Source organism: Bradyrhizobium sp. NAS80.1, assembly GCF_001908205.1.
Classification (GTDB): domain Bacteria; phylum Pseudomonadota; class Alphaproteobacteria; order Rhizobiales; family Xanthobacteraceae; genus Bradyrhizobium.
In genome coordinates this window covers 1-12,199 of record NZ_LGHL01000180.1, presented here as the reverse complement: position 1 = coordinate 12,199, position 12,199 = coordinate 1, and the positions used below count along the sequence as shown (strand labels likewise).

The window sequence follows — 12,199 nt, the reverse complement described above, 5'->3', positions numbered from 1 at the left end:
GACGCCAGGACGTGGCGTCAGACAGTTCTCTGATCAGTTCTATGGGAACCCTGGCGTACTTGTGCTGAACCGCGTGCGCAAAGTGTCGCCGACGTGCGCCTTGTGACGAAACCTGTCGGAAAGCCGGATGCGGGAAAACTGCACGTAAGGCAGGCGTCTCGAAGGATGGCGGCAGGGAAAGACCTACATCCCCCCGCTTCGCTCAGCGCGCGGCGCTTGGCTCCACCTGGGCCGGTTCGCCGCCTTTGCCGAGAATGTGGATCTCGCCGTCCTTCACCATTGTCACCTTGCGGGTATGGAAGGCGTCCAGCGTCGAGCGGTGGCCGATCGAGACGATGGTGGCCTGTGGCAGCTTCTCCGCCAGCAACCGGTAAAGCCGGTCCTCCGACGGCTCGTCCAGCGATGCCGTGGCCTCGTCGAGGAACAGATAGTCCGGCATGTGGAGCAGCGCGCGGGCAAGGCCCAGGCGCTGCTGCTCGCCGAGCGACAGCATCCGGTTCCAGTGACCGTCCTCGTCGAGCCGGTCGGCCAGCCTCGGCATGCCGACCGCAATGAGCGCGTCACGGATCCTCTCGGGCGGGATGGAGCCGTGCTCGGCCGGGTAGACGACGGCGTCGCCAAGCGGGCCGATCGGGAAATACGGCCGCTGCGGCAGCATCATCAGCTTCGACTTTTCGGGAATGGCGATCGAGCCAGTGCCGAACGGCCAGACGCCCGCAATGGCCCGGAACAGTGTCGACTTGCCCGAGCCCGACGGGCCGGTCACCAGCACCCGCTCCGAAGGCTGGATCGTGAAGGCATCCGCCGCGACCAGAGGTGCGCCGTTCGGCAGTTTGACGAGCAGCTGGTCGAGCGCGATCGCCCTCTTGGCGCTGGATGCCGCAACCCCGATGGTCGGTTCGTGCGCGGCGAGGTTGGCGGCCGAGGCGACCGACATCTCGAAGCCGTCGAGACGGGCAACCACGGCGCGCCATTCGGCAAGCGACCGGTACGCCGTCACGAAGAAGGACAAAGCGCGCTGAACGCTGGAGAAGGCCGAGGCGGTCTGCATCATGTCGCCAAGCTGGATCGTCTTGGCGAAATAGGCCGGCGCCACCAGCACGTAGGGGAAGATCACGGCGGCCTGCTGATAGCTCGCCGTGAACATCGTGAGGCGCTTGGTCCGGCTCATGATCGCGTACCAGTTGTTGATCACAAAGTCGAAGCGGTGCAACAGGCGTCCGCGCTCCGCACTCTCGCCCTTCAACAGCGCGATCTGTTCGGAGTTCTCGCGTACGCGCACGAGGTTGAAACGGAAGTCGGCCTCATAGCGCTGCTGCTCGAAATTGAGATTGACCAGCGGCACGCCGATCCAGTGCGTCAGGGCCGTGCCGAGGATCGCATAAAACAGCGCGCCCCAGACGAGATAGCCCGGGACTGCGACATCGATGCCAAACAGGTGCAGCGGCGCGTTGTTGGAGAGTCCCCACAGGATGATGACGAAGGAAAACAGCGTGACGATCGACGAGAGCAGGCCAAGTCCGATGGTCAATGTCTGCTCGACGAAGTTCTTCACGTCGTCGGTGATACGCTGGTCGGGGTTGTCGGCCGCGTCGCCCCTGAGCTGCATCCGGTAATGCGTGGCGTCGTCGAGCCATTCGCCGAGATAGTGCCGCGTCAGCCATCGCCGCCAGCGGATCTGCAGCCATTGGTTCAGATAGAGCTGATAGACAGCCAGTGCGACGAAGGCCGAGGCAAGGCCGACGAATATCCAGATCTCGCGCATGAAGGAATCGAAGTCATAGGCTTGGAGCGCGCTGTAGAACCGGTTCTGCCATTGGTTGACCAGCACGTCGATGGCGACCAGCGACAGTTCGATCGCGATCACCGCGGCGAGCAGGCCGCGCCCGGCCCATTTGTCCTCGGATCGAAAATAGGGGATGGCGATTCGCCAAACGATCGCGAGCATGGCGCTGATGTTCTTCACGGAGCGGGGTCTCCTCGAGGGGATGTGCACAACGCCCCGGAGCCAAATGGCTGAGGCCAGGGCGGAAATGGGCGCGCTTAGACTAAAGTCGCAAGTTCTGCAATTTGCGTTGGCTTGTCGCGGCTTGCAACCCTAGCATGGGTACGAGGGCGTGGGGTGGGGGCCTCCTGGACTTCTCGGGCTTGTGAGCGGGTGGGAACCGCCGCATTCGCGAGGAATTCACGTCCAACTCGGGGGTTATCGCTTCGAGCGTCAAGCAGGTTCGGCCGTCCACGCAGGCCGCCTGCCGCACAATGCGTGGGGGGAGGAAGACATGTGGAATCAAATCTATAATCCGCTGAACAATGCCGCACTGTCGACAATTGCTGCGGCCATCCCGGTCGTCTCGCTATTGATCATGATCGCGAGCGGTCGCGTCAAAGCGCATATCGCGGCCATAATCGCGGTGATCATCACCAATCTGATCACGATATTCATCTTCACCATGCCGGCCGGCATGTCGATCCGGGCCTCGGTGCTCGGCATCGTCACGGGCTTCTTCCCGATCGGATGGATCGTCCTCAACGTCATCTTCCTCTACCAGGTGACTGTTGCCACCGGGCGCTTCGAATTGCTCAAGCGCGCCATCGGCGGCGTCACCGAGGATCGGCGCCTGCAGCTCCTGCTGGTCGCGTTCTCGTTCGGCGCGTTCTTCGAAGGCGCCTCGGGCTTCGGCACGCCGGTCGCGATCACCGGTGCCGTGCTGATCGGCCTCGGCTTCTCGCCGCTCGCGGCATCAGGCCTGTCGCTGATAGCCAACACCGCGCCGGTCGCCTACGGCGCGCTCGGCACACCGATCCTGGGCCTCGCCTCGGTCACCGGGCTCGATCCCTATATCCTCGGCGCGATGGTCGGCCGGCAATTGCCGTTCTTCTCGCTGATCGTGCCGTTCTGGGTGGTGTGGGCGTTCGCGGGCTGGCGCGGCATGAAGGACGTCTGGCCGGCGATCCTCGTCACCGGCATTTCCTTCGCCGTCCCGCAATTCGTGATCTCCAACTACATCAACCCTTGGATCGTCGACATCGGGGCCTCGCTGATCTCGATGGGCGCGCTCATCCTGTTCCTGAAGGTGTGGCAACCGAAGCAACTCTGGTTGTCGCCGGAGTTGCGCGGCCACGACCCGTCGGCCGCGCAAATGCAAAAGGCCACGCCACTCGACAAGACGCCGCTCAGCCAGTCCGAACTGTGGAGCGCGCTCTTGCCGTGGATCATCGTCTGTATCGTGATGCTGATCTGGGGCAACGGTGCGTTCAAGACCTGGGCGAACTCGATCTTCACCTGGAACTACGCCGTTCCCGACCTGCATCAGATGATCAACAAGATGCCGCCGGTGGCAGCCAAGCCGACGGCGGAAGGTGCGGTGTTCGCGTTCACCTACCTGTCCTTCACCGGCACGGGCATGCTGATCGCGGCGATCATCTCCGGCATCCTGATGGGTGTCGGCCCGGGACGCTTGCTGACTGAGTATGGTCGTACGATCCGGCTATGCGCGATCTCGCTGATCACGATCTCGGCGATGCTTGCGATCGGCACGCTGACCCGTCTGTCCGGTGTCGACGCAACGCTCGGTCTCGCGTTTGCGGCAACCGGCGTCCTGTATCCCTTCTTCGGCACGCTGCTCGGCTGGTTGGGCGTGGCGCTGACGGGATCGGACACCGCCTCGAACATCCTGTTCGGCAACCTCCAGAAGATCACCTCCCAGCAGATCGGCCTATCGCCGATCCTGATGGCGGCGGCGAACTCCTCCGGCGGCGTGATGGGCAAGATGATCGACGCGCAGTCGATCGTGGTCGCATCGACCGCGACCAGGTGGTACGGGCACGAGGGCACGATCCTGCGCTTCGTGTTCTGGCACTCGATTGTGCTGGCCTGCTTGGTCGGCGTGCTCGTGACGCTCCAGGCCTATGTATGGCCGTTCACGGCGCTCGTGCTGCATTAGTCCGGCACGCCTTGCTCTGACGGAAATCCCCGCGGGTTCGCTTCCGCGGGGATTTTTGCATCAAGGGTGGGCGAACCTTCTCAATGGCGCCGCTGTCTTATAGAAGGTGCGGCAAATCAGGTCGGTCGAGAGGTTTCATGGTTTCGCTCAAGCAGATCGTGTGTGCGACGGTTGCAATGCTCGCGGTGTCTACTGTCGCGCGTGCCGAGGACGGTTTCCCCTTCGGCACCGAGATGACGCTCGAGGCGCTGCCGCAGCCGGGCTCGAAGCGAATCCCGAACATCGAGATCGGTGACAATGGCGAGGTGGTGCTGGAGCTCTGGTGCAAGGGCGGCAAGGGCCAGTTCTCCGTTGCCGGCAATACCGTGATCTTCGTCCCCGGCCAGATCCAGGATCGTTCCTGCCCGCCCGCCAGGGCGCAGGCCGACGACGACCTCGTCGTCGCGCTCGGCAGTGTCGAGACCTGGAAACGCCAGGGCGACGTGCTCACCCTCGTCGGCCCCAAGTCGCTGCGCTTTCGTGTGAACGGGAACTAGATGCCAGCCCGGACCCGTGTGGTGAGTGGCGTGCGCTTAATGGGGGTTTAACGCTTTTGCGCGAAAGATAGGCCACCAGCGCAGTACGTCCAAGTCATTAGTGCGAGCGGAGCTCCGCCCCCGAGGAGGGGGAATCGGATGGGACTGCTTTTTATTGGCGTGCTAGCTGGAATCTTGATCGGCTTTGGCTGGTTTGCGCCGTCACGGGGATACTTCCTGGGGTGTGGGCCGCAGCCTTGTTTCGACAGGGTTGAGATGAGCCGGCCGGCCGAGCCGAAGCTGACGGCGCTCAAGCCCGATCCTGCGACTGCAAAAGCGAGCTCTGCAACTAGCGTGAGGTCCGCAGAGCGATCGTCTGCGAAAAAGAGCGGACATGTCGATCTCACCAAAGCAGTCTCACCACGGACGAGGATCAAGGTGTCGGCATCCACTCCGCCTGCGCAAACATTGGACCCCGTGCTGGACAAGGCGAAGCTCTCGATCGCAGCGAAGATGGAGGATCCGGCCTCCGCCGAATTCAGCGACATGAAGCGAGCGATCAGGTTGAACACATTCGGGCGTGCCGTGGATACGATTTGCGGACATGTCAAAGGAAAGAACGCGTCAGGTGAAGTGACCGGAGAAAGACCCTTTCTATATCTCGTGAAGGACGATGATGCGTACGTTGTCGACGGCAAGCCAGATTCGGCGGCAGCGATCGCGTATCGGAATATCTGCAAATAGGGCATGAGCCGAGAGCGGATTCCGTTCTCTCGAATTCATGTTCCACCGAGAGCAAGAGCGCGGGGCGATTGGTCAAGTCGTCGCGCACCGGAATGAACTGAGCGGAAAGAATTTCCACTGACGGTGCAGCGTCAAGCTCACCCCGCGATCCCTTGGGGTGCGTGGCTTGGGCGGGCACCATTCGCTGTGCTTCCTGGAATGAACTAATGACGCGAGCCATGTGCAGCGCGATGCACGCATGCAATGCGGTGCAGCAGAGGTTTTTTGTACTTCGAGGATATTATGAACGACATAACCAATTCTGCGGAGAGGCTCCATGGATCTCTCCATATGCCGGTCCTGGTGATCATCGAGCAGTTCGCGTTGCCTCGCACCTGCATTCTAGCCACCCTCAGGCGGGAATTGCCCGAGTACGACATCCTCGACATGGCGACGACCCAAGGCCTGGATTGCACGTCAGCACGGGATGTTCGCCTAGTCTTGCTGAGTATCGGGGGCAAGCTCATCGACGATCCCTCCGTCGATGACGATCTGGCGCTCGTCGCGGAGTGCTGTCCCAACGCCTCCATTGCAATCCTGTCAAATCATGATGACGAAGCCACCGCGCTGGCAGCCATGCGGCGGGGTGTGCGCGGCTTCATCCCAAACTCGCTTCTGATCGAGGTCGCCGTTGCCGGCCTGCGCCTTGTTCTGGCCGGTGGGGTTTACAGGCCGCTTCCGATCATCGGGTTGAATAGGACACCAGGTCTCGAACAGCCATATCCTCGCGGTCTTGCGTCCGCATACCTGACACAGGACTTTGCCAGAGGCGCCGCCGAGAGACACATGACCGATTTCACGCCCCGCGAGCATCAAGTGCTGGCCGAATTGGAGCTTGGTCTGCCCAACAAGCTGATTGCCGCCAAGCTGAACCTGTCGGAGAACACCGTCAAAATGCACGTTCAGCACATCATGCGAAAATGTGCTGCTCGCAATCGCACCGAAGCGGTTCTCCGTTCGAGCGGCCGATTGTCCCTGATCGCGATTCCGACCCGGACGCCTCCTTCAATTCCTGAGACGTAAAGCGCCGCCGATCGAAGCTCAGTCCTCGCGAAACGCACCGTGGAAACTGTCGAGCAGCGGCCTCAGCGCGTAGAATGCGACCGTGCTGCGCCCGGTCGTGATGAATACTTGAACCGGCATTCCGGGAGTGATCTGGATGTCGTTTGCAGCGATCTGCGCGTCGTCGACGCGAATTTTCGTCGCGTAATATGGCTGGTCGGTGCGCTTGTCGAGGAGCCGGTCGGCGGACACGTGCACCACGGTTCCCTTCAGACGCGGCACGCGGCGCTGGTTGTAGGGCAAGAGGTGCACATCGGCATTCAGCCCGGAATGGACCACGTCGATGTCATCGGGCCTGAGACGCGCCGTCACGATCAAGCGATCCTGTCGCGGCACGAGGTCCATGAGCGTAGCGCCGGCGCCGATGACGCCGCCGGGCGTATGCACCCGCAGATCGGTCACCACACCGTCCTCGGGCGCCTTGACCAGCGTCCGGGCGAGCTGGTCTTCCGCTGCCGGCAATCGCTCGCGAAGCTGATACATCTGGTTCTGCGCCTCGCGCAGCGCCTGCGCGATATCGTTCTGCCTGTCGCTCTCAAGCTTGACCTGCGTCGCCAGTGATTCGCTAATCACCTGTTTGGCACGCGAGATTTGCGCGGCGAGCTCGCCGCTTCGCCCCTCGATGTCGGCCATTTCCCGCTGGAGACTGAGCAGGCGCGGCCGCCGCTCGAGGCCCTTGTTGACGAGGGTGGCCACCATGTCGAGCTCCTCGCGGACGATGTCGGTGCGCTGAGCTGTCGCATCCGTTTGCGCCTTGAGACCCTCGATCTCCCTTGCGACCTGGAGTCTCTTTTCCCGGAGGACCGAAACCTGGGACTGGAACACCTGCCTTCGCGTCTCAAAGATGTTCTGCTGCGCGATCAGCACTGCGGCGGCGGCCGTGCTCTTGTTGCGCGCCGCTTGCAGGTCGGCCGGAAACGTCACCTGCTCCTGCTCCTGCTGCTCGGCCCGAAGCCGGGCGTCGCGCGCGGTTGCGTCCCACAACTGGCTCTGCAGGCTCAGCACTTCGGCGCGGGCCTTGGTGTCGTCGAGCGCGATCAAGGTCTGTCCGTTGTGCACGACGTCGCCGTCGGCGACCAGGATCTGCTTGATGATGCCGCCCTCCAGATGCTGGATCGTCTTACGGCTCGACTCCGGTTCCACGACGCCGGAAGCGACCGCGGCGCTTTCGAGCGGCGCAAAGCTCGACCATATTCCCAGACCCAGCACGAAGCAGAGGACCAGCAGATTGCCGACGAGCGTGACACGGCGAAGCCGGCTGCGAGGTGAGGCCTGCGTCGGTGCCCCGCACCAGGGAAACTGGACAGGCTCGTAATCGTCGATCGAGGTGACCACGATCCCGAAGCGCCCTTCCGGCGCGAGCGCGGCGACCGCTTTCATGTCCTGTGCGCGCGAGCTCATGGGACGGTTGGCTCCGATGACGAATTCCGGGTCGGGTCCTCGGGCGAGGTGATCTGCGGGCGGTTCAAATATCTCTCGAATATCTCCTCGCTGTCGCCGAACGCGGCAATCGTGCCGCCCTGCACGATGGCAAGCTTGTTGGTAGCCGCGAGGATGCCCATCCGGTGGGTGATGACGATGACTGCGATGTTCGCGACCTTCATCTGCTCGATGGCATCGAGCAGCACGCGCTCACCCACGAAATCGAGGCTGGCGTTCGGCTCGTCGAGCACGACGAGGTGCGGGTCGCCGAAGAAGGCCCGCGCAAGCCCGAGGCGCTGGCGATAGCCGCGCGAAAACGCACGGCCGCCGTCGGGGGGCGGCAGTGTCATAAGCCTGAGGTAACCCCATGATGCTCTCGTGGAGCCCGGCGAGCTTCGCGGCTTCAACGATCTTTTGCGGATCGGCGTCGTCCAGCCGCGCAATGATGTCCCCGATCGTGTCCCCGAACAGGTTGATGTCCTGGGGCAGATAGCCGAGCTGGCGGCCGCCGCGACGCTCGCGCAGCACGGCGACGTCGATGTTGCCGAGCAGGACGCGGCCCCGCGTCGGCATGGAGATGCCGGCAATGATCTGCCCAAGCACCGACTTGCCGGAGCCCGACGGACCGACGATGCCGAGGCATTCGCCCGGCGCGAGATTGAACGAGATACCCTTGAGGAGGTATGGGCCGGCGCCGGGCAGCTTGACGTCGACATCGTCGACGACGAGACCGCCCCGCATCCGTTGCGATGGATCGTCGGTGTCCTCTGTGGCGGCCGGGGCGGCGGCAAGGATCGAGTCAAGCCGCCGGCAGGCGCTCAAGGTCTTGGTGAGCGATTTCCACCCCGAAACGGCGCCCTCGACCGGTGCCAGCGCGCGGCCAAACATCAGCGTTGCGACGAAGATGATCGCGGGGCTCCGGCCGTAGTCGAGGACGAGCCACGCCGCCGCGCCCATGATCAGAACCTGCGCCAGCGCACGGATCGGCTTGGTCAGCAGCGTGACGATCTCGTGTCGTCGTTGCGCCAGTTCCTGTGCGTCTTGCGCCTCGTGCGCGTCCTGGTAGATCGAGCGCGCCGTGCCGTCGAGCATCCCCAAGGCTCGGATCAAGTGAACATTGCCGACGGCCGCGGTGAGCCGGGCGTAGCTCCTGGCGAACGCGGTGCCGGACTTCGCCTGCGCGTCTTCAGTGAGCAGCTCGGCGGCCAGCGCGAGGCCGAACAGGAGCAGCACGCTGCAGGCGCCGATCAGCCCCAGCAGGGGATGCACGAGGAACAACACGCTGAGGAAGAGAGGCACCCAGAGCGCGTCGAACAGCATCGGGCACGCGCCAGACTCGACGAATTGGCGCATGGCGGTGAGATCCCGAAAGGCATCCGTCGCCCGCGCCGGATCGTTGCGGTAGGCGTATTCGAGGCAGGCCGAAAGCACGGGAGGACGAAGCCGGTCTTCGAGCCATGCGCCGAGCCGATTCAACACGGCGCGGCGTAGCGCATCGAGCACCGATCCGACCACGACCGTGAGCGCGACGATCAAGGTGAGCATCAGAAGCGTATCGCCGCTCCGGCTCGACAGCACGCGATCGTAGATCTGGAGCAGGTAGATGGAAGGAGCGAACAGCAGCAGGTTGTAGCTGCAGCTATAGGCGAACACGAGTCCGAGCGAGCCGGCGCAGGCCCAGAGCGCCGCATGCAGCGGGGTCTGGAGCGGCGGCACCAACTGCAACCGGAGAGGCGGGATCAGCATCGTCGTCACCGCCGGAAATTTGCAAAGAACCTGAGTTTAAGCCCTTGTCGCCGGGCCGATGATCCGGCCCGGCGGACGGATCATCGGTGGTAAATCGGAGACCTGCGGCATGTGCCGCCGGTTTCCCATGGCCGGACAGGTGCCGGTCAGATCGACGAACTGAAGTGGAAGTCGACCTCTCCGCCCATTGCGGCGTTGTTGTCTCCGCCGTTGCCGCCAATACCGGCCATCACTTCCTGATGCATGTCCACCCAGAGCTTGTTTGTCTGATCGGCCGTCGTGTTGGCGTACACCTTGGACGTATCGTGGCCGCTGTACGACTTCTGATCGCCGTTCGAATTGGCGTTCACATCATGGGCCTTCTTCGCGATCGCGTCGGCGTCCCAGGATGCCTTCTGGCTGACGTGATCCCCGGTCGTGACGTTCACGTGGGCGCCATCCGCCTTGTTGGTTGGATCGAAGGTGAGCGTCGGCTTGTTGATGATTGCTCCCGAGAAGGAGCCGTCGCCGCCATTTCCGACGCTCTGACCGCCGGTATCGATGGACTTGAAATGGATCGAGTCGGAAACATGGATTGATGGCTTTGGCAACACTGGTAACATATGAGCCTCCGTCCTGTGGTTGTTTTCGTGCATCATCCTTCCCGCGCAGGGATGACGGATGTGCCTGGAGAATCTGATCCCCGCTTGCTGCAATGAGATAGATGTCAAATGGGATGCATCCGCTTCGGTGGGGTACACACGAAAGACTATATGCCGAGCCAATCCCGATTGGCCGCGCGCCGGAGTGCCGCCGGGCAATAGGTCGACAAATCGAGGATGATCGTGCCGGATGATGAAGCTCGCCTTGCCGGGGAAGGGTGAGCTGGTGCTACGCCATCGAATGGAGATCGGACAGCAGGTGCGCGGCGATATCGCCGCCCATCGCCAGATTGCCGTCGCCACCGTGCCCGCCTATTCCCGCGATCTGGACGGCGCTCTGGTCGATGTGCACGTTGTTGATCTGATCGGCCACGGCCGTCGCATGAGGGCCGGCGATGGCAATGTTGACCGGAGCATAGATGGCGACGCTGATATCGACGAGGGTGCCGGAGAAATAGCCGTTCCCGCCATTGCCGGCGCTGTTGGATCCGGTCGCGATCGCATCCGAGCCGCCCCATAGGCCGGAGGAGCCGACATGCCCGCCGATCGCTACGCTGCCATTGCCGCCATTGCCACCGATGCCGGCCATCTGGATGGCATACTGGTCCAGATGCACGTTGTTGTTCTGGAAGGCGTAGGAGCTGGAATTGTATCCCGCCACCGAGATGTTGACCGGGTCATACACAACGACAGAGGTGTGGACGAGGCTGCCGGTGAAGGACCCATCGCCGCCATTTCCGGCGTGGTTGCCGCCGGTGTCTATTCCGCCGCTGCCTGACCCGGATCCGGTCGTGGAGACGTCGCCGCCGATTGCGACATCGCCGTTGCCGCCATTGCCGCCGACACCCGCGATCTGGGTGGCGGATTGATCGATTGCGACCGTATTCGACTGGCTTGCATGCGCGCCGGCGCCGACCGCGATGTTGATCGGATTGTAGATCACGATCGGGGCATCGAGCAGCGTTCCTGAGAAGTGGCCGACGCCGCCGTTGCCGACACTATTGGCGCCGGTCACGATCGAACCCGCGCCCGCGCCGGAGGAAAGATCGACGTTGCCGCCCAGGGCAGCGTTGCCGTTGCCGCCGTTGCCGCCGATGCCGGCCATCTGCACGGCGGATTGATCGATACCGGCATTGTTGATTTGTTCGGCCAGGGCATTGGCGCCGTATCCCACAGAGACGGAGATGTTGACCGGCTCATAGACGATGAGGGAGGCGTGAATGATGCCTCCATAGAAATAGCCGTCCCCGCCGTTGCCAGCCGTGTTGCCCCCGGTCTCTATCGTGCCGGAGCCCGTTCCAGGATGAGAGCCGGCACCGGGCTCGATGGTCGAAACATTCGTGCCCGCCGCATTGTGGCTTCCGCTGTTGTCGAGCGGGACGCCCACCGGCGCAGCGTGTTGATCGGTATGAACCGGAACGGATGAATGCGAGCTGCCCCCGCCATGATCGTCAGGCGGCCCAGCCTTTAGCGTGCGGGCATGCGAGCCCGCCAAGTGCATATCAGCGCCTGCGAATGAGCGCCCACCGCCCACAGCGCCATGGTCGCCGTAGTCAGTCATCGAGAAGAGCGAAGCCCTCGATACCGGAAATGGCCCGTCACCATCATCATACCCATCGTGATGGGAATGATGATACAGTCGGATTCCATCCGACATCCGCGCAAAATTCATTGCCGCCTCTCTCATCGACCTCGCTCCGCGCGATCCGACGGGTCATCGCTTACGACGGAATGTCATCCTGCGAAGATCAAAAGCCCAGTCCTCAGTTCGGATGCAGCGCTTCGGGTGAATACCGTAGCTTTGGCTACATCCTTTCGGGTGCAGCACAGCCTTAATGGCGTGGCGCGCGTCCCGTAAGAAAGAGACCTGGAAACGCCAGGGCGACGTGCTCACCCTCGTGGGCCCCAAGTCGCTGCGCTTTCGCGTGAACGGGAACTAGGTCGTAAGCTGTACTCTCGTGTCCCGGACAAGGCGTAGCGCGTAAGCGCTGCGCCGCAGAGCCGGCAACTGTTATGTTGACCTGGTCTGTAGGTACGGCTTCCTGTCGCGCATAATGGCGTTGAGGACCGTCAACAGCTTCCTGGC

The 12,199-nt window shown here is 62.9% G+C and carries 8 protein-coding genes and 2 pseudogenes; 5 read left to right on the top strand and 5 right to left on the bottom strand.

Going from position 1 to position 12,199, the window contains the following annotated elements:
• Positions 1-202: 202 nt before the first annotated feature.
• Entirely contained in the window at positions 203-1,966 is a 1,764-nt protein-coding gene (locus tag AC629_RS34160) for an ABC transporter ATP-binding protein/permease (protein ID WP_084809183.1), read from the bottom strand.
• 313 nt (positions 1,967-2,279) lie between these two features.
• On the opposite strand from AC629_RS34160, the gene AC629_RS34155 reads away from it, so the two are divergent.
• The 4 genes from AC629_RS34155 (at position 2,280) to AC629_RS34140 (ending at position 6,265) form a co-directional block, all read left to right on the top strand.
• Complete coding sequence (locus AC629_RS34155) at positions 2,280-3,944, top strand: L-lactate permease (protein WP_084809182.1); 1,665 nt, start codon at positions 2,280-2,282, stop codon at positions 3,942-3,944.
• Positions 3,945-4,081: 137 nt separating this feature from the next.
• Positions 4,082-4,480 (top strand): META domain-containing protein, encoded by a 399-nt coding sequence (locus AC629_RS34150; RefSeq protein ID WP_084809181.1) that lies wholly within the window; start codon positions 4,082-4,084, stop codon positions 4,478-4,480.
• Positions 4,481-4,618: 138 nt separating this feature from the next.
• The gene (locus tag AC629_RS49210) at positions 4,619-5,203 is read left to right on the top strand and encodes a hypothetical protein (RefSeq protein ID WP_245332079.1); all 585 of its coding nucleotides are present in this window, start codon (positions 4,619-4,621) and stop codon (positions 5,201-5,203) included.
• A gap of 282 nt (positions 5,204-5,485) precedes the next feature.
• The gene (locus tag AC629_RS34140) at positions 5,486-6,265 is read left to right on the top strand and encodes a response regulator transcription factor (RefSeq protein ID WP_084809185.1); all 780 of its coding nucleotides are present in this window, start codon (positions 5,486-5,488) and stop codon (positions 6,263-6,265) included.
• 18 nt (positions 6,266-6,283) lie between these two features.
• Here AC629_RS34140 and AC629_RS34135 read toward each other — a convergent pair whose 3' ends face one another.
• The 4 genes and pseudogenes from AC629_RS34135 to AC629_RS34120 form a co-directional block, all read right to left on the bottom strand.
• Positions 6,284-7,705, bottom strand: a complete 1,422-nt coding sequence (locus AC629_RS34135) for an HlyD family type I secretion periplasmic adaptor subunit (protein ID WP_084809180.1) — start codon at positions 7,703-7,705, stop codon at positions 6,284-6,286.
• Positions 7,702-9,481: pseudogene (locus AC629_RS34130) on the bottom strand (type I secretion system permease/ATPase). Before AC629_RS34130 ends, AC629_RS34135 begins: the two are co-directional and overlap by 4 nt.
• A 137-nt stretch (positions 9,482-9,618) precedes the next feature.
• Positions 9,619-10,416 carry a hypothetical protein gene (locus tag AC629_RS49205; protein WP_245332078.1) on the bottom strand — a complete coding sequence of 266 codons (798 nt, stop codon included), beginning with the start codon at positions 10,414-10,416 and terminating at the stop codon, positions 9,619-9,621.
• Positions 10,343-11,500, bottom strand: coding sequence for a hypothetical protein (locus tag AC629_RS34120; protein ID WP_245332077.1), 1,158 nt, complete (start codon positions 11,498-11,500; stop codon positions 10,343-10,345). Before AC629_RS34120 ends, AC629_RS49205 begins: the two co-directional genes overlap by 74 nt.
• Positions 11,501-11,975: 475 nt before the next feature.
• On the opposite strand from AC629_RS34120, the pseudogene AC629_RS50305 reads away from it, so the two are divergent.
• Positions 11,976-12,053: pseudogene (locus tag AC629_RS50305) on the top strand (META domain-containing protein); the annotation flags it as partial.
• Between the last annotated feature and the right edge of the window lie 146 nt (positions 12,054-12,199).

Coding starts and splice junctions, on each gene's coding strand:
- AC629_RS34140 (WP_084809185.1), top strand. CDS start 5,486: ATGAACGACATAACCAATTCTGCGGAGAGGCTCCATGGATCTCTCCAT.
- AC629_RS34150 (WP_084809181.1), top strand. CDS start 4,082: ATGGTTTCGCTCAAGCAGATCGTGTGTGCGACGGTTGCAATGCTCGCG.
- AC629_RS34155 (WP_084809182.1), top strand. CDS start 2,280: ATGTGGAATCAAATCTATAATCCGCTGAACAATGCCGCACTGTCGACA.
- AC629_RS49210 (WP_245332079.1), top strand. CDS start 4,619: ATGGGACTGCTTTTTATTGGCGTGCTAGCTGGAATCTTGATCGGCTTT.
- AC629_RS34135 (WP_084809180.1), bottom strand. CDS start 7,705: ATGAGCTCGCGCGCACAGGACATGAAAGCGGTCGCCGCGCTCGCGCCG.